Raw genomic sequence first — 24484 nt, forward strand, 5'->3', positions numbered from 1 at the left:
TGCAGGAACCCCGCGGAAGGCGGCCCATCGGCAACGGTGGGCCGCCTTTTTGCATTGGTCGGCTAGAGCTTCAGGGCCAGGCCGAGGCCATCGGCGACCGGCAGCAGGCTGTAAGCAATGCGGTTGTCGTGCCGCAGCTTGTCGTTGAGTGCACGGATGGCCAGGGTGTCGGCGTCCATGGCGGCGGGATCGGCAACCCGTCCGCTCCACAGCAGGTTGTCGATCACCACGATGCCGCCGGGCCTGACCAGAACCAGCGCCCGTTCGTAGTAATCATCGTAATGGGCCTTGTCGGCATCGATAAAAGCCATGTCGAAACTATTCTCGCGCCCCTCCGCCAGCAGCTGGTTGAGCGTGGCGAGCGCCGGGCCGAGTCGCAGGTCCACGCGCGAGGCCACGCCGGCCAGTGCCCAGTAGCGGCGGGCCACGGCGGTCCAGCTCTCGCTGAGGTCGCAGGCCAGCATGTGTCCGTCCGCCGGCATCGCCAGCAGCACCGCGAGCGAGCTGTAGCCGGTGAAGACACCGATTTCGAGCACCTGCCGTGCCTTGCTGAGTCGGGTCAGCCAGCCCATGAACTGGCCCTGCTCAGGCGTGATCTGCATCATGGCCTCCGGCAGCGTGGCGGTTTCCTCGCGTAGCTGTCGCAGCAGATCGTGCTCCCGCGGCGTGGCGGCAAGCAGGTAGTCGTAGAGTTCCTCGCCCAGCGCCAGGGCCTTGCCTGCCATGTCCAGTCCTCTCAGGATGTTTGCTTCAGGTGCCGGACGAGATCGGCCGCGGTGACCAGGCCGATCAGCCTGCCATCGGCGTCGACCACCGGCAGTGCCGCGACATCGGGCCGTGACAGCCACTCGGCAGCTTCCTGGAGGGTGCTGGTCGGGGTGAGCCGGTGGCGAACCGGCGACAGGATGCCGGCCAGCGTGGCGGGGCGAGGCCCGCTGGCCGGCGGGACTGCCGCGGCGCCGGCGTTGGCTGCCGGCACGGAGGATGTGATCGGTGCCGAGACAGGCGAGGCCGATGGCCGGGTTGCCGGGGCATTTCCCGGCGCGGCGGGTTCGCACGGCGCCCGGTTGAGGATATCGTCACGGGTGCTTTCGCAGATCGCCATGACCTCCCCGGTCAACGCCTCGGCAACCTGCAATTCCGCCAGCGTCTGCCGCAGATGGTCGAGGACGATATCGAAATGCTGGTCCCGGAGTCCCATGCCGACCAGTCTGGCATGGCTGGCCCGCAGGTCCCGCCCGCTATATGCGTGCGGTCCGCCGAAGGCCATGGTCAGGAAGGACTTCTGCTTTGCCGCCTGCTCGCTGAGGTTGACGCCGAAGAAGAAGTAGTTGACCCGCGGATCGGCGATGACCTTGCGGTAGAAGATATCGACGGCCCGGTTGACGGTGGACTCGCCGCCGAGGCGTTCATAGAGGCTGGCATTCGGCGTGGCGGGTACCGCGTCATGCCGTCTTCGGAAGACATTGGCCAGGGTTTCGCTCATGAAGGTTGGCTCCTGTGGCGGAAAGGGATGCTAGGGGGATGCAGCCAGCGCGGGTCCGGCTTGCAGGCGGGAAGTCTGCCGCATTCATGAACACCCCAGCAAACGGTCTCCTGGCCGGGATGTTCCGATGCGATCCGGGGCATGTCTCTGGCAAAAGTCTCAGGGCGACATCGCCCGGCGAGCCGAGGGGTTGCCATCCTGGGTCAGCAGCATGCGCTGCAGCAGCGCGGGCACCGGCTCGCTGGCGGCTGGCGCCGGCGTGAGCGAGTGGAGCGCTGCCAGCAGCCGTTCGCCCTCGGCGAGGGTATCGGCACGGTGCCGGTCGGCCTCCGCCAGGATCTGGCCGACCGCCTCCGCCTGCGCGGCCAGGGCGGCGGCAACGCCCTCGCGCAGGCCCCGCAGGGCGCTGTTCTCGACCGAGGGCCGCAGACGCGTGCAGGCAAACCATGGCAGCAGCCAGGCGAGGCCGATCAGCAGCAGGCTGTGGATGGCGAAGTCGGTGCCCAGATAATCGAGATGCCGGGTGGTGCTCTCGTAATAGCCCGTGACGACCTGATAGCTGGCCCAGCCCAAGGCTGCCAGCGGCAGGATCACGGCGAGCAGGCCCATGAACCGCAGCGCCACCCGCTGCGGGCGATTGCCGGGCAGGGCGAGAGCCTGGCGCAGCCGCAGCTGGCCACGGGCGAGCACCTGCCGGCCGGTCTCGGCCGGCACCGGGTCCAACACCGATTTCAGCGGCAGCGCCGGCAGCCCCAGGCGACCGGCTTCCACGACCAGCTGGCTCAGGGCATCGCGCACCCGGCCCTCGGCCCAGTCGTCCCAGAGCGGGGCCTGTACCGGCGCGGGCCGGTTCTCTGCCTCCGGGAGCGCGGGGCTCAGGACCAGGGCGCGGGCCAGCGGATTGGCGTCGCGGCCGGCGAAACCGGCGGCGGTCAGGCGCATGGGCCACGCCAGCCCGGCCATCAGATCCTCCTGTGCGGCGGCCCAGATACGTTCCCAGGCGCGGTCGAGCTCGCGATAGCCGGCAGCGCTGCCCAGCCGGGCGAGCGTTTGCTGCAGGGCCTCCCGCAGGCTCGCGATCCGGGCCCGCTCGGCGCGTGCTTCGAGTTGTCCGAGCAGGTGCCGCTCGGAAACCTGCCGCAGCAGTCGCTGCAGTTCGGGGAAGTCGTCCGGCCGGCGCTCGGCGGCATTTTCCCGGCAGTCGGTCCGCAGCACGACGGGATCGTCGAAGCCGGCCGTGTTCAGCAGCCGGCGGAAATCGTCGTACTGGGCCTCGATCCCGCGATCCCACTGGTTGAGGACGAACAGCCAGGCATGGTCGCCGGCATGCTCGCGCAGCAGTCGCCAGCCGCGATCGTCACGGTAGCGTTCCGGACTGACGACGTAGACCAGCACATCGATGTGCGGCAGCCACTCCAGCACCAGTTCGCGATTGTGTTGCTCGACGCTGTCGATGTCCGGCATGTCGATCCAGAGCACCTGGCGCATGGCGTCGTCGTGGTGCGGCGCGCTGCGTACCCTGTCCAGCGGAAAGTCCCGCGGCAGCTGGGCGATCTGGATGGAGGCATGGTGATAGACGGACACCTCGCGCGAGGTGGGACGTTCGACGCCGGTGCGGGCGATCGGCTGTCCCGCCAGGCGGTTCAGCAGGCTGCTCTTGCCGACGCCGGTACCGCCGAAGAACGCCGCCACCAGCGGCCGATGGCTGCCGGCCTCGAACAGCATGCCGGGGCTGGCTGTTTCCAGGGCGTTCAGTTCGCGGATGTCCCGGGCCTGTAGCCAGCGCTCGCGCACGGTGTGCTCGGCCCAGGCGCGCGCGCGGTCGAGGAGATCGTCGAAGTTCGGGCTCATGGGCGGGTCACTGCAGGCGGGCTGTCGCCTGGGCCAGGGTTTCCGGCGCGATGCCGATGCGGAGCTCGGGGTCGATGCGCCCGGGAATCTGCGCCAGGCGCTCGAACAGGGCGGTGCGGAACAGCATGGCCACGGCGCTGCGCTGCCGTTGCTTCAGCTGCTCGGCGGCCCGGTTCATGTAGCGGCCGAGGGTGCTTTCGGTGAGCAGGCTGGTCACCGACAGCATCGCCGGCGCGATGACGAAGTCCTGCACGCCGATGCCGCCCGTGTGCAGGGCCATGGCAAGTGCGGCGGCATCGGTCGTGACCCGCGTGGCGCGCAGGCTGTTGAGGACCAGCGGATGTTCCTGCAGGTGGGCATAGAGCCCGCGCGCGGTGCGCTCGATTTCCGGCCGGAAGCCCTCGACATAGGCGTGGGTGGCCGCGTCGAAATCCTGCAGCATGGCGGCGCGCTGCGCCGACAGCTGCTGGTTGACCAGGCTCCACCAGCGTTGCGCGACCGGGTCCGGCGCGGCTTCCAGCAGCAGGCTCTCGCCGAGCAGGGCGAGCGCGTGCTCGGCGGTCTGCCGCAGCAGCGCGGGTTCGCCGCCGGCGATCGCCTGCCGGTGGCCCGAGGCGAGGCGACCCAGCTGCCGCACCGGCCAGGTCACCATCCGGCGCGCTCCCTGGAGCAGGCTGCCAAGTCCCGGGATTTCCAGCAGGGTCAGCAGTTCGCCCAGCGCCCGCTGGAAGGTCTCGTAATGCAGGGGATGATCGAGGTAGTCGCGCTGATAGCGCTTCAGGCAGTCCTGCAGCGTCTGGTCGAGCCGCTGTTGCCAGTCCTCCTGCAGCCGGTGTTCGGCCACCACCGGCGCCGACCAGGCCGGCCAATGGGCGCTCAGCAGCCGGCGGGACGCGTCGGCATAGCGCCCCCGCTGTACCTGCCGGCGGGCCTGTGCGAGGCTGGCAAGCATCTGCTGGCGTTCCGCCGCCAGGCCGGCGAGTCCGGGCGGATTCTGCAGGTAGGGCAGGGCGATCACCGGGGCTGGCGGATCGCTGCGGAAATCGCGCCACTTGCCGGCGAGCGAGCGCAGCAGCGTGGTCTGGGCGGCGGGGTCGGTCTTGTTGAGCAGGATCAGGGTCGGCTGCGCCAGAGGTTGCAGCAGGCGCATGAATTCCCACACCGACAGATCGGCGTACTTGTCCTTGCTGACGACCAGGACGACGATGTCCGCCAGTGCTGCCACCCGCAGCACGGCATGACGGTATTCGCCGGACTGCACCGAGTCGAAATCGGGCGTGTCCCAGAGCACGGCATCCCGCAGCGCCGGTTCCGCGGTCGTCGGTTCCGCCGAGTCCAGGCTGAAGCTGTCCAGCCGGGTGGCGTCCAGCATTTCCCGGGGCAGGCGGCGGTAACCGTGGAAATAGCCTTCCATATCCCGCAGCAGCGGCGCCGACACCGGTGCGAGCGCGAAGCCCTGGGCATGCACGGTAAAGCCGGCCAGGGGGCTGATGCTGGCCAGCTCCAGGCCCGCGAGCCAGTTCATCGCCGAACTCTTGCCGGCCTGGGTGGGGCCGAGGATGGCGATCTGCAGCGGCGGCGCGGGCTGTTGTCCTTCCAGCCACGCCAGTTTTTCCAGCACGGCCTCTGCGAAACCCAGCGAGGGCAGCAGCGGCGCCAGGGCTTCGCGGCGGCCGGGTACGGTGCCTGGCGCGGCGTCGGCGAGGGCGCGGTACCGCTCTTGCAGCAGGCGGAGAAAGGCGAGCATGAGGTCGGCGGGAGCGGCTTCGGGATGCGGCGGATTGTACACGATGGCGTTGCGGGCACCGGCGCGTGTCATGGCGTCCGGCCGGCCCCGTCAGACGCTGCGCAGCCGGAACAGGCGTACCGCGCCGATGGCGGCGAACGGCACCGCCAGGCCGATGATCGTCACCACCATCAGCAGCTGGCCCAGTTCGCTGTAGTCGGCCGGGACGCTGACCTGGCCGGTGGCGGCATCCCGGACCTCGCGCGTGACGGTATAGATCTGGTTCAGGTATTTGGTGCCCAGCTGGCTGAGCGCCAGGGACAGATTGGTGAACGAGGCCATGACGGCGAAGAAGGTCGCCTTCAGGTGGCTGGGCGCGGCGTGGGCGATCCAGGCCAGCATGGGCACCATGGCGATGTGGCCCAGCGGCGATTCCAGCGCCGTATCGACGATGGCGATGAAGCGCGCGTCGACCAGGCCGCCGGTCAGGCGCGCGGTCCACTCGTGCAGCCCGTAATACATGCCGATGACCGGCAGCGACAGCGCCGCACCGATCAAGGTCAGCAGCGCCACCACGGCGGCGATGGAGCGCTCAGCCATGAAGCGGCGGAACAGGAACAGCCCGGCCAGGCTGAGCACGCTGCCGATCAGCGACAGCCGGGCCATGAAGGACTGGTCGAAGCCGAGCACGTCGATCATCCACCAGCTGGAGCCGGGACCGGGGGTCGGCACAGCACGGAAGAAGAAGATCAGCACCGCGGTGCCGACCAGCGTCGAACGGGCGGCGGGCGCCATGTCGTTGGTCAATTGGTACATCAGCGCCAGAATGATGCCCATGGAGATGGTGAAGATGATTTCCTGGCCGAAGGCGAGATCGGCCAGCCCTACCGCGACGGTTCCGGCCGCGAAGGCGATGCCGCCGCCAAGAATCCACCAGTTCGGCGACGTGCGCGTCTCGTGTACCGCGGTCATGGCGGCGATCTCCGCCGTCGAGTAGCCGAGCCGGCGCAGATCCTGCCGCTGGCGGCGCTGCAGATGGGCAGCGAAAGCCACGCCGAAACAGGACGTGGCGGGGATGATCAGCGCCATCAGGTAGAGCCTGCGGTAGATGGCGATCTTGTCGGCCTCGGACATGCCCTCGACGCCGTTGAACATCAGCACGTTGACCAGCGCCACGATCAGCGTGCCGGCGATGATGGCGACGCGCCCCAGCGTCTGCATGGTTGCATGCATCAGGCGCTGCTCGTCCTCCGGATAGGGGCGGCCGGCCTCGTCGACGGCGGGCACGGCCTCCACGGTCATGGCATCGGCGACGACGTCCTGGATCACATAGCCGGCCGGTGCCAGCAACACGCTCAGCACATACCAGCTGCCGGCCGGCAGGATGGCCTCCATGGCCGCCCGGTCGTGGAGCAGGCCGAGCATGATCAGCAGGCTGGTGGCGATCAGGCCGGCGCCGAGAAACACCAGCCCACCCTTGTAGCGCCAGATGAGGTCGACCAGGTGGCCTACCGGCAGCTTCAGCGTCCACGGCAGCATGGCCCAGAACGACAGGCCGGCGAGGAACTCGGCCGAGAGACCCAGGTATTCCTTGACGAAGAAGGTGCCGACGATGGCCGTGAGCCCGGAAATGCCGGCCGCCAGGTACACCATCAGCGGTGGCAGGTAGCTGATGCGCAGCTCGCGGCCCAGCTCGATGAAGTTGCGGTCGAACCAGCGCCAGAGCGATGCCAGCAGGGCGGGAACAGGTTGGGGGAAAGGCGTTTGCATGATGGGGATGGGAAAGCGGGGACGATGCCGGATTTTACCGGAATGGCCCCGGTGGGCGCGGCGCGGGTAAGATGCGCAGGGCCGGCCGCATCGCGGGGCAGGCCGGCCCGATGGTGCCAAGCAGCCCGCGCATGATGGTCACGATGAAGATACTGTCCGGATGCCTCCTTGTCCTGCTGCCGATGCTGGCCCAGGCCGTCAACTGGGAAGCCAGCATCACCAATTCCGACACCCCGCTGCTCGACAGCGAGATCCAGCAGGCCCTGGGCCAGGGCATCGGCCAGGGGTTCGCCACCGCCTTTCCGGGACGCCAGTACGGCATCCAGGTCCTGCTGGATACCCAGCCTTTGCCGGCGGCAAACGGCGATCTCGTCTATCTGGCCCTGGGACTTTGCCACCGGCTGCAGAACGGCGCGCTGGAAATCCCCGTCGGGCGCTTCAGCGACCTGCTGCTGTTGCCGCAGGGCATGGCCCCGGAGGCCCGCAAGGAAGCCGTCGTGCAGAAGCTGACGGCCGTCGCCGCCAGCTTTGCCCGCGCCATGATCCAGAACAAGCCGGCCTTCGACCATGCCCTCTCGTCCCGTCCGCAGGTTTCCGGGCACTGGTCGGAATGGCCTGATTACCGGCCTGCCAACCCGTCCGGCACGGTCGACGGGGCAGCCAGGTAGCGTACCTCAGTCGTCGGCGGGCAGGCCGCTGACCCGGTGGACGATGAGCGAACCCACCAGATCGCCCTCGACGTTGACGGCCGTGCGCACGGCATCGATCAGGCGGTCGATGGGCAACAGGATGCCGATGGCTTCGACCGGCAGTCCCACCGATTGCAGGACCATGACCATGGTGACCATGCCGGCGCTGGGCAGTCCCGGGGCGCCGACCGAGGCCAGCATCGCCATCAGGCAGACCACCAGCTGTTGCAGCAGGTTCAGCTCCACGCCTGCCAGGTTGGCGACGAACAGCGCCGCGCCCGCCTCGTAGAGTGCCGTGCCGTCCATGTTGACGGTCGCGCCCAGCGGCAGCACGAAGCGGGCGACCCGGGGCGCCACCTGCAGATGCTCGCAGGCGACGCGCAGGGTTACCGCCAGGGTGGCGGAACTGGAACAGGTGGCGAAGGCGGTCAGCAGGGCTTCCTGCGCATGTCCGTAGAAAGCGCGCGGCCGATGGCGGGTCAGCAGCCAGAGGAGGCCCGGCAGCAGCACCAGGCCGTGGATCAGGAGGCCGCCGACGGCAACGGCGATGAAGCCGGTAAGGCTGGCGAACAGGGCCGTGGTCTGGGTGGCGACCAGATGCGTCAGCAGGGCGAAGACACCGATGGGCGCCAGGCGCATGATGCCGCCGATCAGTACCAGCATCACGTTCAGGGCATCGTCCAGCAGCTGCCGCAGGCGGCTCGCCGACTCGCCCAGGCGGGCGATGGCCAGTCCCAGCAGCAGGGCGAAAACCACCGTCGGCATCACCGCGCCTTCCGCCATCGCCTTGAAGGGATTGACGAAGAGTCCGTGCAGGAAATGCGTCAGAAATTCCCCCAACCCCAGCGGCGCCAGCGCCGGGCCGCTGCCCATGGCGTCGCGGAACATCGCCAGGCTCAGTCCCTGGCCGGGCGCGAACAGGTTCATCAGCCCCAGTCCCAGGCCGGCTGCCAGCGCCGTGGTGCCGAGGTAGTACAAGAGGGTCGTGCGCCAGATGCGGTCCGACTGTTCGTGATCGCCGAGGCTGGCGACGCCCGAGGCGACCGACGCCAGTACCAGCGGCACCAGGACCATCTTCAGCAGATCGACGAACAGCCCGCCCAGCAGTTGCAGTGGCGGCAGCCAGACGGCGCGCGCCGGGCTGTCGTCGGCGGCCAGGTTCAGGTAGACGCCGACCAGGAGGCCGGCCAGCGCCGCCAGCAGGATTTGCCCGTTGAGGCCGGGGCGGCGGGGCATCGGCTCAGTCCGCCTGCAGCTCGATGGTGCCCTGCACGGTGACGGTCACGGTCTGTTCGCCCGCCTCCAGTGCGGGGCTGGCGGTTTCCGCCACCATGGCCCGTGGGGCCATCCGGAAGGCGGGCGGCGGCGCCGAGCCGGCGGTGTTCACATCCAGGTTGACCAGGCGGTAGCGCTTGCGGCCCAGATCCTGGGTGATGCGCTCGGCCCGCAGCTGAAAGGCCTTGAGGGCCTCCGAGATCAGCCGGTCCTGGGTGGCATGCAGGCTTTCGGGCGAGATCTCGTAGCTGACGGATTCGACCTTCAGGGTTTTCTGCAACTCGCCGATCAGCCGGCCGAGCTTTTCCGGACTGCGGCTTTCCAGCCGGATGGACTGCTGCACGCTCCAGCCGTTGACCTTCTGGTTCTGGTAGGTCGGTTGCGTCTGGTAGTTCAGCGTCTGCACGGATACCTCCGCGACCTTGCGCGCCTGTTCCACGGCCGCAGCGATGGCCTTGTTGACGTCGGCCGCCAGCGGTTCGGCCTGCGGGCCCTCGCTGCGCTGGAACAGCACGGCGACCAGCAGATCGTTGGCGGCCTTGCCTTGGGCGGCGGCGCCGAGGTTGATGCGGTCGTAGATCAGAGGGGTGTCGGCGGCATGGGACATGGGCGTGCTCAGGGACAGCAGGGACAGGGCGAGGAAGATCAGGCGTTTCATGGACGACTCCGGGTGGCTGGACGATGAAGGTATCCCAGGGCGTATTTGCCTGGCGCGAATCGGCAGAGGGCGCGGGTTTGTCGCGGCCGGCCTCCTCAGGCGGCCGGGCCGGGCGGCGCAGCGCCAGTGTCGTAGGACGCGGTGGGCGGGCAGCTGCATTGCAGGTGGCGGTCGCCCCAGACCTCGTCGATGCGGTTGACGCTGGGCCAGAACTTGTTGGCGCGCAGCCAGGGCAGGGGGAAGACGGCCTCCGCGCGGCTGTAGGGACGGTTCCAGTCGTCCGCGACCACATCGGCCTGTGTGTGCGGGGCCCGTTTCAGGGGGTTGTCGTCGGCGGGCCAGAGACCGGACTCGACCTTGCGGATCTCGGCGCGGATGCCCGCCATGGCCTCGACGAAGCGATCCAGTTCCGCCCGGGTTTCCGACTCGGTGGGCTCGATCATGATAGTGCCCGGCACCGGAAAGCTCACCGTCGGCGCATGAAAGCCATAGTCCATCAGCCGCTTGGCGATATCGATCTCGGCGATGCCGGTCGCCGCCCGGATGGGCCGGATGTCGAGGATGCATTCATGCGCGACCCGACCCCGGCGGCCGCTGTAGAGCACCGGGTAATGCTCGCCCAGCCGCGTGGCCAGGTAGTTGGCGTTGAGAATGGCGATGCGGCTGGCCTGCACCAGGCCGGTGCCGCCCAGCATCGCCAGGTACATCCAGGTGATCGGCAGGATCGAGGCCGAGCCATGGGGCGCCGCGTTCACCGCGCCCTGCCCGCATTGTTCCGGGCCAGGTACCGGGTGGCCGGGCATGAACGGCGCGAGATGGGCCGCAAGGCCGATCGGCCCCATGCCGGGGCCGCCGCCGCCGTGCGGGATGGCGAAGGTCTTGTGCAGGTTCATGTGGCAGACATCCGCGCCCATGTCGGCGGGCCGGGCCAGCCCCACCAGCGCGTTGAGATTGGCGCCGTCCAGGTACACCTGCCCGCCGTGGCGATGCACGATGGCGCAGATGTCGCGGATTGCCTCCTCGAACACGCCGTGGGTGGAAGGATAGGTGATCATCAGTGCCGCCAGCCGGCCGGCGTGCTCTGCCGCCTTGCGCTCCAGGTCGGCGATGTCCACGTTGCCCTGGGCATCGCAGGCCACGACCACCACCTCCAGCCCGCAGAGATGGGCGCTGGCGGGATTGGTGCCGTGCGCGGACTGCGGAATCAGGCAGATATCGCGCTGTCCCTCGCCGCGGCTGTCATGGTAGCGGCGGATGCCGACCAGCCCGGCATATTCGCCCTGGGCGCCCGAATTGGGTTGCAGGGAGATGGCATCGAAGCCGGTGATGGCCGTCAGCCAGGCCGCTAGATCGTCGAGCAGCTGGCGATAGCCGGCCGTCTGATCGGCCGGCGCGAAAGGGTGCAGGTCGGCGAATTCGGGCCAGCCGACCGGGATCATGGCACTGGCCGGGTTCAGCTTCATGGTGCAGGAACCCAGCGGGATCATGGCGTGATCCAGCGCCAGATCGCGGTTCTGCAATGCCTTCAGATAGCGCAGCATGCCATGCTCGGTGCGGTGCCGGTGAAACACGGGATGGCTGAGGATGGCATCCTGGCGCAGCAGCGCCGGCGGCAGGTTCTCGCCGGTCGCGATGACTTCCGCATCCAGCCGTTCGAGGTCGGCTTCCCGGTCGGTGATCAGGCTCAGCAGCTGTGCCAGCGCCTCCGGCGTCACCGTCTCGTCGAAGGCCGCCGCCAGCCCGCCATCATCCAGCCGGCGCAGGTTGTAGCCGGCCCCGGTCAGGATGTCGTGGAGCGCCGGCGTCCGCTCGCCGGCATCGAAGCGGACGCTATCGAAGAAGTGCCGGTGCCGGACCGCGATGCCGGCCGCGCGCAGGCCCGCCGCGAACAGGGCGGCCAGGCGATGGATGCGGCGGGCGATGGTGCGCAGGCCCTCGGGACCGTGGTAGGTGGCATAGAAGCCGGCCAGGTTGGCCAGCAGCACCTGCGAAGTGCAGATGTTGGAGTTGGCCTTCTCGCGGCGGATGTGCTGCTCGCGGGTTTGCAGAGTCATGCGCAGCGCGGTCCTGCCGCGCGCGTCGCGCGCAACGCCGATGATGCGGCCCGGCATCGAACGCACGCAGTCCTCGCGGGTGGCGAAGAAGGCGGCATGCGGGCCGCCATAACCCATCGGCAGGCCGAAGCGCTGCACGGAGCCGAGGGCGATGTCGGCACCCAGTGCGCCGGGGGATTTCAGCAGCACCAGGGCCATCGGATCGCAGGCCACCGCGACGATCGCCCCGCTGGCCTTGAGGCCGGCGATGGCCGGGCCGAGATCGGCGACCAGGCCCCGGTCGTCGGGATATTGCAGCAGGGCGCCGAAGCAGTTGCTCTGCGCCGCGGTCGCGAGCGGTCCGCTGACCAGCTCGAAGCCGAGATAGCGGGCCCGGGTCTCGAGGACGGCTCGGGTCTGCGGGAAGCTGTATTCGTCGACGAAGAACCGCCTGGAGTCCGACTTCGACAGCCGTCGCGCCATGGCCATGGCTTCGGCGGCGGCCGTTGCCTCGTCCAGCAGCGAGGCGTTGGCGATGTCCAGCCCGGTGAGATCGACCACCAGCTGCTGGTAGTTCAGCAGGGCCTCGAGCCGGCCCTGGGCAATTTCCGGCTGGTAGGGCGTGTAGGCGGTGTACCAGCCGGGGTTTTCCAGGACGTTGCGGCGGATGACCGACGGCATGACGGTGCCGTGGTAGCCCATGCCGATCAGCGAGCGCTGCACACGGTTGTGCCGGGCCCGCGCCGCGAGATCGGCCAGGGCGCGATCCTCCCGGCGCGGACCGGGCAGTGCCAGGGGTTGCCGCAGGCGGATGCTTTCCGGCACCGCCTGGTCGATCAGCTCATCCAGGCTGGCGAGCCCGAGGACCGACAGCATGCCGGCGACCTCCGCGGCGCTTGGCCCTAGGTGCCGGGCGAGGAAGTCGTCCTCCTGGGTCAGCTCGTCGAGGCGCGGCTGTCCGGTCATGACCGCCAGCTCAGGTTGGTTCGACGAGGGCGCGGTAGCCCTCGGCATCCAGCAGCCCGTCGAGATCGGCCGGATCGTCCGGTTGCAACCGGATCAGCCAGGCCGCGTAGGCATCCTGGTTGAGCGCCTCGGGAGCCGCCGCCAGCGCTTCGTTGACGGCGATGACGGTGCCGGCCACCGGGGCGTAGACATCGGAGGCGGCCTTGACCGATTCCACGACGATGATGTCCTTGCGGGCGGCAACCGTGGTGCCGACAGCCGGCAGTTCGATGTAGACCAGGTCCCCGAGGGCTTCCTGGGCATGGTCGGTGATGCCGATCGTGAGGCTACCATCGCTTTCGTGGCGGACCCACTCGTGGCTATCGGTGTACCTGAGGCTGGCGGGGATCTGGGACATGAAATCTCCTGTCGGATGGTGCGGTTTCAAACGAGAATCTTGCCATGCCGGACGAACGGCGGCTGCACGACGCGGGCCGGGGCCGGGCGTCCACGGATGTCGACCGCCACGGTGTCACCCGGCCGGGATGCCAGCGGCAGGCGCGCCAGGGCAATGGATTGTTGCAAGGTCGGCGCAAAGCTGCCACTGGTGATATGCCCGGGGCCGTGTTCGGTGGCGACCGACTGACCGGCCCGGAGCATGCCGCGCTGCGTCAGCACCAGACCGAGCAGGCGGTGGCGCTGCCCCTGCGCCCGCAGGGCGGACTGGCCGATGAAGTCCCGCCCGTCGTCCAGCCTTACCGTCCAGCCGAGTCCGGCATCCAGTGGCGAGGTGTCCTCGTCCATGTCCTGGCCGTAGAGGTTCATCCCGGCTTCCAGCCGCAGGGTGTCGCGCGCGCCGAGGCCGGCCGGCCGGATGCCGGCCGCCGTCAGGGCCTGCCAGGTGGTCTCGGCCAGCCCGGCGGGCAGCAGGATCTCGAAGCCGTCCTCGCCGGTGTAGCCGGTGCGGGCGACGAACCAGGGTCCGGTCTCGGCGGCCTGGAAGGGCGCGAGGGCGTCCGTGGCGGGCCGGATTTCCGGCAGGGCCTGCCAGACCCTGTCCCGCGCCCGCGGACCCTGGATGGCGAGCAGGGCCAGGTCGCGGCGCGCCTGGATGGCCAGGTCGCTGTGTCGCGCCTGTCGCTGCTGCTCCAGCCAGGCCAGATCCTTGTCGGCGGTGCCGGCGTTGACGATCAGCCGATACTGGCTGGCCGACCGGCGATAGACGATCAGGTCGTCGATGACGCCGCCATGGGCATTGAGCATGCAGCTGTAGAGCGCCTGGCCGGGCGTGCGCAGCCTGGCCACATCGTTGGCCAGCAGATGCCGCAGGAAGTCCTCGGCGCCGGGACCGGCGATGTCCACCGGCAGCATGTGGCTGACGTCGAACAGCCCGGCGTCCTGGCGCACGGCCAGATGCTCCTCGATCTGCGAGCCGTAGCTCAGCGGCATGTCCCAGCCGCCGAAATCCATCATCCGGGCGCCCAGCGCCCGGTGCCGGGCATGCAGGGGGGTGGTCTTGAGCGTGGTGTTCAGGTTCATGGTGCGTCGTGGCGATGAGGGTCTGTCCTGGGCGCGGGCGCCGCTTTCTGCAGCTGGCCCACATGGGCGCCGACCAAGCGCGAGATGAGGATGGCCAGGTACAGCTGGCCGCTGACCGCCTCGATCACGGCCAGCGCGCGTGCCGGGCGGGACATGGGCACGATGTCGCCATACCCCAGGGTCGCGAGGGTCACGAAGCTGAAATAGGTGAAATCGTCGCGGTTCAGGGTGGCGACGGGGCCGTGGAAGGAGTCGGGCATGCCCATGGCCAGAAACTCGTAGACATAGGCCCAGACGAGGCCCAGCAGCAGATAGGCGCAGACAGCGGCGAAGATGACGTCATGCGTCACGCGGCGTCGTTCCGTCCAGATGTAGCCTGCCACGTTGACGAGGGCGTGCAGCAGGAACAGCAGGGACGACAGGCTGACGACGATGGGGATCAGCTCGGCGTCGCTGAGGTGCAGATGAACGCGGCCGACGAGGCTGACGGAGGCGATGCCGATGGCCAGCCGGTAGTTGTAGCGCTGGCGCCGGACCGCGTAGATGCCGGCCAGGAAGGTGCCGAGAAACAGCAGATCGGTCAGCAGGCCGCCTTCACCGTCCTCGTCCAGGAACGGCCGGATCAGCATCATCAGCAGCAGGGCCAGCGTCAGCAGGCCGAAGCTGCCGATTTGCCGCTGCAGGCCCGAAAAGCCGGCGCGTAATCGAGACATGCGGGGAATCTCCGGTTGCGGTTCGCGTCATTATCCCCGATCCTGATTCCCTTGCCCGATTCCGCGCCTGTCGTCATGCTGCCCGATACCCTCAAACCTGCCTGCCGCCGGATAACGGCCATCCTGGCCTTCGCCCTGCTGCCGGCCTGTTCGACGCCGCCGGCACCCCGGCCGGACATGCCAGCGCCACCGATCATCGTGGGTGTCAGCGGCGACTACCCGCCCTTCTGCGAGGCCCGGTCCGGTCCGGGCACGTGGCAGGGCTACTCGGGTTTCGACATCGAACTCCTGCGACAGCTGTCCGCCGATCTTGGCCGGCCGGTGAGCCTGCGACCCTACCGGTGGGGCGAGCTGTCGAAACTGATGGCCGAGGGGCGGCTGGATCTCGCGGTCTGCGGCATCACCCTGCGTGGCGACCGGGCGTCGGCGATGGCCTTTTCCCGGCCCTATGCGTCCAGCGGCGCGGTGACAGTGATACGCGCCGAGGATGCCGCGGAGCTGCCGACGCTGGCCGCCCTGGACCGGCCGGGGCGGCGCATCGCGGTCAATGCCGGCGGCCATCTGGAGCGGGTTGCGCGGAGCCGCTTCCGGCATGCCGAACTGCGCCCCCTGGACGACAACCGCCGCTTGCGCGAGGCGCTGGCGCGCGGCGGGGTCGAGGCGGTGGTTTCGGACATTCACGAGGCGGGCCGCTGGTCCGGTGTCCGGCAGCTGGGGCCCTTTACCAGCGATCTGAAGGCGCTGGCCATGCCGCTCGATCGGTTGCCGCTGCGCCGGGATATCGATGACTGGCTGGCCCGGCAGGAAGCCAGCGGCGGGCTGGCCGCGCTGCGCCAGCGGCAGCTGCTGGCGGGCGCCGCGGCGTCGCCGGCGGGCTGGTGCGCCCGGGCCCTGGCGGTGGCCATCGACCTGCGCTTGTCGCTGATGCCGCGGGTCGCCGCCGTGAAGCGCCGCGCGCGACTGCCGATCAGCGACCCGGCGCAGGAGCGCCAGGTGCTGGCGCGGGTCCGTGCGGATGCCGGGCGCGCGGGGCTGGACGAGGCGGCGGCCGGGCGTCTGTTCCAGGTACTGATGGCGCAGGCCCGGCAGATTCAGGCCCGGAGCCCGACGGCGGCGGCCGCGGACGTGTCGCTGGCGGACCTGCGCCGGGCGGTTGCGGCGGCGAGCGACTCGCTGCTGCCGGAAATCGCGCGCTGCCGGAGCGTGCTGGCGGGGCAGGAAGAGGCGGTGCGCGGGAGTCTCGACGACCGGTTGTCGGACCGGCTGGATGAGGGGGCGATCGAGGCGTTGCTGGCGGTGTTGCCGCCGCGGGCGGATTTTTCGCCTTCCCGGGTGTCAGAGCAGCGGTGATTCAGGGATCTTCCCGCTGCCGGGTGGCGTGGCATGGTGACGGGAGCCGCCCGCAGAGGGCGGCTCGGTCCTTGCCGGCCAGCGGCCTAGACGACCGGTGGCTTGTCCTCCGGACCCACGGTGCTCCTGCCCAGCAGCGAGTAGGCCGGACACCACTTCAGTACCGCCATTGTCGCGACCACGAGACCCGCCAGCATCAGCAGGCCACTTTCCATGATGGAGGCCAGGATCATGAGGCCGACACCGACGCCCAGGCGGATTTGCTGGTCCTTTTTGCCGACATTGAATTCCCGTTTGAGCAAGCGCGAAAAATCGAGACTCATCGTCATCCTCCGGTTTGTTGTTGTTATGCGAGAGCTGTTGTGCCACCGGCTGTTACCGGTATTGGAAAGCCGCTGCGGCCAACCGCGCGATACTATCATGGCGGGGGATGCGAGCGGACGACATACCAGGGGTATCCCGCGGGCACTCGGCCAGGGTTTGCGACCGGCGGGCAAGGGGCGAGACTTCCTGGGGCGGGGTCGGGCGCGCCTGCGCCATAAGCCGGGCGATATCCGGGTCTTGCCATGGGCGGTTTCCGCTCGGCCCGCCCGGCCGGCAGCCGGGTTTGCTCCGCAGGGCGAGCCATGGGCGCAATCCGGCATCCGGTATGGCGGGATATGCCGGCCTCTCCCGTTCGGCGCAAGCGAAAGAGGGTTTCCTGGACCTGGACGATACGGGATTCGCGCGCTTGCCATCGCGCCGTCCAAGGGCCGGGTGGAATCCCTTGCCGGCATGGGGGAAACCTTGGTCAGGCCCGTATTGCGCCCGATTCACCAAGGCCGCGCCGCCTGTCTTGAGGTCGTTGTCGTGAACTCATGGAAGAAACGATGAAACGATTGCTGCATCTCCGGCAGGTTTCCCATGGTTACCGCGAAGCCGGTGCCTGGCGGACGGTATTGCGGGGCGTGGACCTCGACGTTGACGAAGGGGAACAGCTTGCCCTCATCGGCCAGAGCGGGTCGGGCAAGTCGACGCTGATGCACCTGATCGGCGGGCTGGATCTGCCGCAGGCGGGGACGATCCGTTTCGGCGAGACCGATCTGGCCGCCCTCGGCGAACCGGCGCGAACCCTGTGGCGGCGGCGGCAGGTCGGTTTCATCTACCAGTTCTTCAACCTGATTCCGACCTTGACGGTGATCGAGAATGTCCTGCTGCCGCTGGAGCTGAACGGCGTGACCGAACCCCGGGGACGGCCGGCGGCGCTGGCCCTGCTGGCGGAGGTCGGGCTCGGGGAGCGTGCCGAGAGTTACCCCGACCGGCTCTCCGGCGGCGAACAGCAGCGGGTCGCCATCGTCCGGGCGCTGGTTCACCAGCCGCGGCTGGTGCTGGCCGACGAGCCGACCGGCAACCTCGACGCCGCGACCGGCGAGCAAGTGCTGGACCTGCTCGACCGGCTGGTGCGGGCGCGCGGGCGCACGCTGATCCTGGTGACGCACAGCGCCGAGGTCGCGCGCCGCGCCGATCGCCGTGTCCGGCTGGTGGACGGCCGCATCGCGCCGGTCGCGTGAGCGTGTTGCTCCTGGGCCGGGCCAACCGGCGGCACTTCATCCGCCATCCCCTGCAGGGGTTGCTGGCCGTGCTTGGCGTCGCCCTGGGGGTGGCGATGGTGATATCCATCGACCTGGCCGCGACCAGCACGCACAGGGCGTTCGCCCTGTCCATGGCGGCGCTGACCGGCCACTACACCCACCATATCCGCAGCCACGGGCCGGATGGCCTGCCGGAGGCTCTGTTCGCGCGTCTTCGCACCGAGGCGGGCTTGCACGAGAGCGCGCCGGCCATCGAGGGATTCGCCAGCCTGGCCGGGACGACCCTGCGGCTGGTGGGCTTCGATCCCTTTGCCGAGCGCAACGCCGGCAGCCGCTTTGCCCGCGCCTCGCGCGGCGACTCGAGCCTGCGGCTGCTGACGGAGCCGGGCAGCGTGTTGCTGTCCGCGGTCAGTGCCGGACGGCTGGGGGTGCGCGTCGGCGACACCCTGGAAGTCACCCTGGCGACCCAGCCGCAGCGGCTGCGGGTGGTCGGCCTGATCGAGGCCGACGGGCCGCCCGATCCGGCGCTGGAAGGCGTCATCCTGGCTGACATGGCGACCGCGCAGGAACTGCTGGGGCGCGTCGGCTGGCTGGATCGCATCGATCTGGTGCTGGACGGATCATCCGCCAGCGAGGCGCGGGTCCGGGCGCTGTTGCCGCCTGGCGTCACCCTGGCCTCCGCCGCCGGCCGGCAGAGCGCGACGCAGAACATGACGGCGGCCTTCGAGCTGAACCTCCGCGCCATGAGCCTGCTGGCGCTGCTGGTCGGGTCGTTCCTGATCTACAACACCATGGCCTTCTCGGTACTGCAGCGGCGCGAGCTGCTGGCATCCCTGCGCCTGCTGGGCGCGACCGGCCGGCAGCTGCTGGCGGAGATCCTGCTGGAAGCCGCGCTGCTCGGGCTGCTCGGCAGCGCCCTGGGGCTGGCGCTCGGCGGGCTGGTCGCCCGCGCGCTGCTGCACATGGTCACGCGCACCATCAACGATCTCTATTTTGTGCTGACCGTCAGCGAACTCATCGTCGACCCGCTGGTGCTGGCCAGCGGCGCCGGCCTGGGCGTGGCCGTCGCGGTGCTGGCGGCCCTGGGACCGGCCGTCGAGGCGGCGCTGACCTCGCCGATCCTGACCCGGGCCCGCTCCGGCGCCGAGCACTCGATGCGGCGGGCCCTGCCCTGGCTGGGCGCGGCCGCCGTCCTCGCCCTGCTCGGGGCCGGCGCCTTGCTGACGGTGGACCTGCCGGGTCTGGCGCCGGCCATCGCCGGGGTGTTCCTGCTGCTGCTGGGGTATGGGCTGCTGACGCCGCTGGCGCTGGTCGCCGGCACACGCCTTGCCGCCCGGTGGGGGACGGCAGTGGCCGGTGCACGGCAGGGGCCAGGCCGGGCCTGGCTGCTCCGTCTCGCCGTGCGCGGCATTGCGGCTTCCCTCAGCCGCACGGGGCTGGCGATCGCCGCGCTGTCCATCGCCGTGGCGGTCAGCATTGGCGTCGGCACCATGATCGAGAGTTTCCGTGGCACCATCGCCGAATGGCTGGAGCAGATCCTGCAAGCCGATATCTATATCGCCGCGCCCAGCTCGACCTCGCGCGCCAGCCCGCCCCTGCCGCCGGACCTCGCCGGGCAACTGGCCGGGATTCCCGGTGTCGACCGGCTGAGCCCCGGGCGGCGGCTGTTCCTCGACACCTCGCTCGGCGAAAGCGAATTGCTGGTGCTGGACCCGCCCTACCTCGACCGGCCCGGCTTCCGCTTCCGCGACGGCGATGGCCGCCGGCTGTGGGCGCGGTTTCCCGAGCTGGAAGGTCTCCTGGTCTCGGAGCCCTACGCGCAGCGGCATCGGCTCAGGGTCGGCGACCCCGTCGGGCTGGGTACGCCCAGCGGGCCGGTGAGCCTGCCGGTGGCCGGCATCTTCTTCGACTATCGGTCCGATCAGGGCCTGATCGTGATGCACCGGCGGCTGTTCGAGCGCTACTGGCCGGCTGCCGCCAGCACCACGCTGGGCCTGTACCTGGCGCCGGGCGCCGATTTCGCCAGCGTGCGTGCCGAGGTCGAGCGGCGGCTGGCGGCTCTCGGCGAGCCGCTGATGGTGCGCTCCAACCGCGAGATCCGCGCCGCGTCGCTGGAGACCTTCGAGCGCACCTTCGCCATCACCCAGGTACTGCGCCTGCTGGCGGTGGGGGTCGCCTTCATCGGCATCGTCAGCGCCCTTCTGGCCCTGCAGACCGAGCGCGGCCGCGAACTGGCGGTGCTGCGCGCGATCGGCCTGACGCCCCGGCAGACGGGGGCACTGGTGCTGTTGCAGACCGGCTGCATGGGGCTGATCGCGGGATGTCTCGCGGTGCCGCTGGGGCTGGCCGTGGCGGTGGCCCTGGTGCAGGTCATCAATCTGCGCTCCTTCGGCTGGACCATGGCGCTGACGGTTTCCGGGCCGCCCCTGTTCCTGGCGGTGGCGCTGGCGCTGCTGGCGGCGCTGCTGGCCGGGCTCTACCCGGCGCGGCGGGCCATGCGGATAGCGCCGGCACTGGCCTTGCGGGAGGAATGAGGCCATGACGACCTGGCGCATTGCCGGCATCCTGCTGGCGCTGCTGAGCCTGCCGGGCTGTGAGGCGCCAGTGCCGCCGGGCGAGGGTGTGGCGGCCACGCTGCATCAGGCCGACACGCAGGGCTTCGCGCGGGCGCTGGCGGTGCGGCCGCTCGCCTTCCCCGCCGACCATGGCCCACACCCCGATTTCCGCGATGAGTGGTGGTATGTGACCGGCAATCTGGAGGGGCCCGGAAGCCGGCGCTTCGGCTTCCAGATCACCTTTTTCCGCCACGGGCTGCGGCATGGCCGGCGGCCGGGCGCTTCCCGTTGGGCCGGACAGGACGCCTGGATGGCCCATTTCGCCCTTACCGATGTCGCCGGCCGGCGCTATACCGCGTTCCAGCGCCTGTCGCGCGAGGCCATCGGTCTCGCGGGCGCGCAGGCCGAACCGTTTCGCGTCTGGCTGGACGACTGGCGCATCGAAGCCCCGGCGGATGCGCCGACGGTGTGGCGTCTGACCGCGGCGCAGGGGGATGTCGCCCTGGCGCTCGAACTCACGCCCCGGAAGCCACCCGTCCTGCAGGGCGATCGCGGGCTGAGCCAGAAAAGCGCGGAGCCCGGCAACGCCTCCTACTATTATTCGATGACGCGCCTGCAGGCCAGGGGGCAGGTGCGTCTCGCCGGGACGACATGGCCGGTCGACGGCCTTGCCTGGCTGGACCGCGAATGGAGCACCAGCATGCTCGCGCCGGACCAGGCTGGCTGGGACTGGTTCTCGCTGCAACTGGACGATGGCCGCGATCTCATGTATTTCCGCATGCGGCGCCGCAATGGCGGGGACGATCCGCTGAGTTCCGGCGCGCTGTTCGCGGCCGAGGGTGCGGGGCGTCATCTGGCGCACGAGGACGTGACGCTGGCGGTGCTGGACCACTGGCGCAGCCCCGGCGGTTACGATTACCCGGCGGCCTGGCGGCTGACCGTGAAGCCCACGGGGCAGACATGGGAAATCCGTCCTGTCCTGGCCGACCAGGAATTCCGCCACGACGCGCACTACTGGGAGGGCGCCGTCGATGTGCTCGATGCCACGACCCGTCGCCGCCTGGGCCGCGGCTATGTCGAACTCACCGGCTACGCCCCGGGAGCGGTGGAGCGCAGCGGCGAACCATGAAGGGCTGGGCCGTACCGTGCCGGGGCGCGCGGGGCCGGCCTGACCGGCATCATCGTGCCGGCTGCCCCGGGACATGCCCGCTTCCTGGTACCCGGGCCCGCCGCCCGGCATGGCGGAAACGGCGAGGCGCACATTCCGGAGCATCCGACCTTGATGGACATGACAGACGTGGCGGGCGGTTCCGCCGGCCTGGGGGGGCTGTTCCTCAGCGCCTTCATTTCTTCCACCCTGGCACCCGGCGGGTCCGAGGCGGTGCTGGCCTACCTGATCAGCCAGTCGCACGGGGCGGCCGCGCAGCTGGTCGCGGTGGCGACGGTCGGCAATACCCTGGGGGCGCTGACGACCTGGGGATTGGGCTACTGGCTGAGCCGGCGCTATCCGGCCGACCGGCCGCTCGACGCCCGCCGCCGCGCCGCGGTCCTGCGGGTGCGCCGCTGGGGCAGGCCTCTGTTGCTGCTGTCCTGGCTGCCGCTGGTGGGCGATGGCTTCTGCTTCGCCGCCGGCTGGCTGCGCCTGCCGCTGGCGAGCTCCACGTTGCTGATCGCCCTCGGCAAGGGCGCCCGTTACGGCGCCATAGCCTGGGCCATGCTGGCCTGAGGAACGGGCCATTGCCTCGTTGCGGCGCCCGCTTGGCCCCGGATGCGGGATAATCTGTCTCCGCGCCGCGACAAGCCGAACCTGACGGGCGCGCCATCCTTCCCCATTCCCCATCTTGCGGCATACCCATGGATACCCGTATCCCCGAACTCTCCCATCCCGACGAGAACCTGACCGGCCTGGAGCAGGCCCTGGTGCAGCGGCTGATGTATCTGCTCGGCAAGGATCCGGTGGATACCAGCCAGCGCGACTGGTTTCTGGCGCTGGCGCATGTGGTCAGGGATCTCCTGACCTCGCAGTGGATGGACTCGATGCGCCGCTACTATCTGCAGGATGCCAAGCGGGTCTATTACCTGTCGATGGAGTTCCTGATCGGCCGCACGCTGGGCAACGCGCTGCTCAACATGCAGTGCGCCGGGGCGTTTCGCGAGGCGCTGGAGAATGTGGGCCTGCGGCTGGAGGAGATCGGCGAATGGGAGGCGGAGGCGGGGCTCGGCAATGGCGGGCTGGGCCGCCTGGCCGCCTGCTTCATGGATTCGCTGGCGACCCTCAACATGCCTGGCTTCGGTTACGGCATCCGCTACGAATACGGAATGTTCACGCAGCAGATCGAGGCGGGCTGGCAGGTCGAGCATCCCGACAACTGGCTGCGCTTCGGCAACCCCTGGGAATTCCCGCGCACGGATGTCATGTACCGGGTGCAGTTCCAGGGCACAGCCGTGCAGGTCGCCTGCACCGACGACTGCCCGCGCTACGAGTGGCGCGATACCGAGGACGTCATGGCCATGGCCTACGATACCCCGGTTCCAGGCTATGGCGGCAAGACCGTCAACAATCTGCGCCTGTGGTCGGCCAAGGCCTCGCGCGACTTTGACCTCCAGTATTTCAACGAGGGCAACTACATCCGCGCGGTGGAGCAGAAGACCCGCTCGGAAAACCTTTCGAAGGTCCTGTATCCCGACGATACCACCCAGATGGGGCGCGAGTTGCGGCTGCGGCAGGAGTATTTCTTCGTTTCCGCCACCCTGCAGGACATCCTGTCGCACTTCACCACCGATCACGCCTCGTTCGACGACCTGCCGAGCGAAGTCGCCATCCAGCTCAACGACACCCATCCGGCGATCGCCATCCCCGAGCTGATGCGACTGCTGGTGGACCAGTACGGGCTCGCCTGGGAGCCGGCCTGGGACATCACGGTGCGGACCTTCGCCTACACCAACCATACCCTGCTGCCCGAGGCGCTGGAAACCTGGTCGGTCGGCCTGATGAACCGCCTGCTGCCGCGGCATCTCCTGATCATCTACGAGATCAACCGGCGCTTCCTGGCCGAGGTCAGCCTGCGCCATCCGGGGGACATGGACCTGATCCGGCGCGTCTCGCTGATCGACGAGGAGCATGGCCAGCGGGTGCGCATGTCGCATCTGGCGATCGTCGGTAGCCACAAGGTCAACGGCGTGGCCAAGCTGCACTCGCATCTGATGCAGACAACGATCTTCCGCGATTTCGCGATGATCTTCCCGGACCGCTTCATCAACATCACCAATGGCGTCACGCCGAGGCGCTGGTTGCATCAGGCCAATCCGGGCCTTTCGGCGCTGGTCACCGAGGCTATTGGTCCGGGCTGGATCGCCGACCTCGAGCGTCTCGCCGATCTGGAGCCCCTGGCCGAGGACGCCGGCTTCCGCGAACGCTTCCGGGCCGTGAAGATGGCCAACAAGGCGCGTTGGGCCCGCGGTTTCGCGCTGGCGACGGGGCAGCTGATGCATCCGGAATGGCTGTTCGATGCGCAGATCAAGCGCATCCACGAATACAAGCGCCAGCTGCTGAACGTCCTGCACGTGGTGACCCGCTACAACCGCCTGCGTACCCATCCCGATCTGGCGCTGCCGGCGCGCACCGTCATCATCGGCGGCAAGGCCGCGCCCGGGTACCGGATGGCCAAGCTGATCATCAAGCTGATCAACGATGTCGGCGCCGTCATCAATCGCGATCCCGCGGTGAAGGATCGCCTGAATCTCGTGTTTCTGGCCGATTACAACGTTTCGCGGGCCATGGAGCTGATCCCTGCGGTGGAGCTGTCGGAGCAGATCTCGATGGCCGGTACCGAGGCCTCCGGCACCAGCAACATGAAGATGGCGCTCAACGGCGCCCTGACGCTGGGCACCTTGGACGGCGCCAACATCGAGATCCGCGACGCGGTGGGGGAGGAGAACTTCTTCCTGTTCGGCCACACCGCCGAACAGCTGTCGGCGCTTCGCCGGCAGGGCTACAACCCGTGGGATCACTATCACGGCAATCCCGAGCTGAAACAGGCCTTGGACATGATTGCCGGCGGTCATTTCAGCCCGGACGATCCGGGCCGTTTCCAGCCCCTGGTCGATACCCTGCTGCTGGGCGGTGACCGCTATGCCCTGCTGGCGGACTATGGCGGCTATGTCGCCAGCCAGGAGGCTGTGGATGCCCTGTATGCGGACCAGGAAGCCTGGACCCGCAAGGCCATCGTGAACGTGGCGCGCTCGGGGATCTTCTCCAGCGACCGCGCCATCCAGGCCTATGCCCGCGATGTCTGGGGGGTTGCGCCGCGCCCGGATTGAGGC

General features: G+C 69.3%; 19 protein-coding genes. 7 read left to right on the forward strand and 12 right to left on the reverse strand.

The genetic code is table 11. The features are described from left to right. Window positions 1–62: 62 nt before the first annotated feature. The 5 genes from ACH5N8_RS06645 to ACH5N8_RS06665 all read right to left on the reverse strand — a co-directional run bounded on the left by ACH5N8_RS06645 (window position 63) and on the right by ACH5N8_RS06665 (window position 6833). Window positions 63–725 (reverse strand): class I SAM-dependent methyltransferase, encoded by a 663-nt coding sequence (locus ACH5N8_RS06645; protein WP_460027129.1) that lies wholly within the window; start codon window positions 723–725, stop codon window positions 63–65. An 11-nt stretch (window positions 726–736) separates the two neighbouring features. Continuing rightward, window positions 737–1486 (reverse strand): globin domain-containing protein, encoded by a 750-nt coding sequence (locus ACH5N8_RS06650; protein WP_483282973.1) that lies wholly within the window; start codon window positions 1484–1486, stop codon window positions 737–739. Between the two features lie 159 nt (window positions 1487–1645). Continuing rightward, window positions 1646–3337: a GTPase gene (locus ACH5N8_RS06655; protein WP_483282974.1), complete on the reverse strand. Its 1692-nt coding sequence runs from the start codon at window positions 3335–3337 to the stop codon at window positions 1646–1648. Window positions 3338–3344: 7 nt separating this feature from the next. After that, window positions 3345–5156: a GTPase gene (locus ACH5N8_RS06660; protein ID WP_483282975.1), complete on the reverse strand. Its 1812-nt coding sequence runs from the start codon at window positions 5154–5156 to the stop codon at window positions 3345–3347. An 18-nt stretch (window positions 5157–5174) separates the two neighbouring features. After that, entirely contained in the window at window positions 5175–6833 is a 1659-nt protein-coding gene (locus tag ACH5N8_RS06665) for an MFS transporter (RefSeq protein WP_483282976.1), read from the reverse strand. A 143-nt stretch (window positions 6834–6976) separates the two neighbouring features. On the opposite strand from ACH5N8_RS06665, the gene ACH5N8_RS06670 reads away from it, so the two are divergent. Beyond that, on the forward strand, window positions 6977–7501 hold the full coding sequence (locus ACH5N8_RS06670; protein ID WP_483282977.1) for a hypothetical protein: 525 nt from the start codon (window positions 6977–6979) through the stop codon (window positions 7499–7501). A 6-nt stretch (window positions 7502–7507) separates the two neighbouring features. On the opposite strand, the gene ACH5N8_RS06675 is transcribed toward ACH5N8_RS06670, so the two are convergent. The 6 genes from ACH5N8_RS06675 to ACH5N8_RS06700 form a co-directional block, all read right to left on the reverse strand. Beyond that, window positions 7508–8758 (reverse strand): dicarboxylate/amino acid:cation symporter, encoded by a 1251-nt coding sequence (locus ACH5N8_RS06675; RefSeq protein WP_483282978.1) that lies wholly within the window; start codon window positions 8756–8758, stop codon window positions 7508–7510. Window positions 8759–8762: 4 nt separating this feature from the next. After that, on the reverse strand, window positions 8763–9455 hold the full coding sequence (locus ACH5N8_RS06680; protein WP_483282979.1) for an SIMPL domain-containing protein: 693 nt from the start codon (window positions 9453–9455) through the stop codon (window positions 8763–8765). 95 nt (window positions 9456–9550) lie between these two features. Then, window positions 9551–12454 (reverse strand): aminomethyl-transferring glycine dehydrogenase, encoded by a 2904-nt coding sequence (gcvP, locus tag ACH5N8_RS06685; protein WP_483282980.1) that lies wholly within the window; start codon window positions 12452–12454, stop codon window positions 9551–9553. Between the two features lie 10 nt (window positions 12455–12464). Beyond that, window positions 12465–12851 carry a glycine cleavage system protein GcvH gene (gcvH, locus tag ACH5N8_RS06690; RefSeq protein WP_460027120.1) on the reverse strand — a complete coding sequence of 129 codons (387 nt, stop codon included), beginning with the start codon at window positions 12849–12851 and terminating at the stop codon, window positions 12465–12467. 26 nt (window positions 12852–12877) lie between these two features. Beyond that, complete coding sequence (gene gcvT / locus ACH5N8_RS06695; protein ID WP_483282981.1) at window positions 12878–13972, reverse strand: glycine cleavage system aminomethyltransferase GcvT; 1095 nt, start codon at window positions 13970–13972, stop codon at window positions 12878–12880. After that, window positions 13969–14685, reverse strand: coding sequence for a potassium channel family protein (locus ACH5N8_RS06700; protein ID WP_483282982.1), 717 nt, complete (start codon window positions 14683–14685; stop codon window positions 13969–13971). The genes gcvT and ACH5N8_RS06700 overlap by 4 nt, the downstream gene beginning before the upstream one ends. A 51-nt stretch (window positions 14686–14736) precedes the next feature. Between ACH5N8_RS06700 and ACH5N8_RS06705 the strand changes: the two genes are divergently transcribed. Further along, entirely contained in the window at window positions 14737–16035 is a 1299-nt protein-coding gene (locus tag ACH5N8_RS06705; RefSeq protein ID WP_483282983.1) for a transporter substrate-binding domain-containing protein, read from the forward strand. 86 nt (window positions 16036–16121) lie between these two features. Here the strand turns inward: ACH5N8_RS06705 and ACH5N8_RS06710 are convergent, their stop codons facing one another. Beyond that, on the reverse strand, window positions 16122–16358 hold the full coding sequence (locus tag ACH5N8_RS06710) for a YgaP family membrane protein (RefSeq protein ID WP_483282984.1): 237 nt from the start codon (window positions 16356–16358) through the stop codon (window positions 16122–16124). 546 nt (window positions 16359–16904) lie between these two features. Between ACH5N8_RS06710 and ACH5N8_RS06715 the strand changes: the two genes are divergently transcribed. The 5 genes from ACH5N8_RS06715 to ACH5N8_RS06735 all read left to right on the forward strand — a co-directional run bounded on the left by ACH5N8_RS06715 (window position 16905) and on the right by ACH5N8_RS06735 (window position 24481). Beyond that, window positions 16905–17585 (forward strand): ABC transporter ATP-binding protein, encoded by a 681-nt coding sequence (locus tag ACH5N8_RS06715; protein ID WP_483282985.1) that lies wholly within the window; start codon window positions 16905–16907, stop codon window positions 17583–17585. Then, the gene (locus ACH5N8_RS06720; RefSeq protein ID WP_483282986.1) at window positions 17582–20140 is read left to right on the forward strand and encodes an FtsX-like permease family protein; all 2559 of its coding nucleotides are present in this window, start codon (window positions 17582–17584) and stop codon (window positions 20138–20140) included. The genes ACH5N8_RS06715 and ACH5N8_RS06720 overlap by 4 nt, the downstream gene beginning before the upstream one ends. 4 nt (window positions 20141–20144) lie before the next feature. Then, window positions 20145–21290 (forward strand): lipocalin-like domain-containing protein, encoded by a 1146-nt coding sequence (locus tag ACH5N8_RS06725; RefSeq protein WP_460027113.1) that lies wholly within the window; start codon window positions 20145–20147, stop codon window positions 21288–21290. Between the two features lie 153 nt (window positions 21291–21443). After that, a complete protein-coding gene (locus ACH5N8_RS06730) occupies window positions 21444–21887 on the forward strand; it encodes a YqaA family protein (RefSeq protein WP_483282987.1) in 444 nt (147 codons plus the stop codon). Between the two features lie 128 nt (window positions 21888–22015). Further along, window positions 22016–24481: a glycogen/starch/alpha-glucan phosphorylase gene (locus tag ACH5N8_RS06735; protein ID WP_483282988.1), complete on the forward strand. Its 2466-nt coding sequence runs from the start codon at window positions 22016–22018 to the stop codon at window positions 24479–24481. The last annotated feature ends 3 nt before the right edge of the window (window positions 24482–24484 follow it).

This window comes from Methyloparacoccus sp. NF-16, from assembly GCF_056880625.1.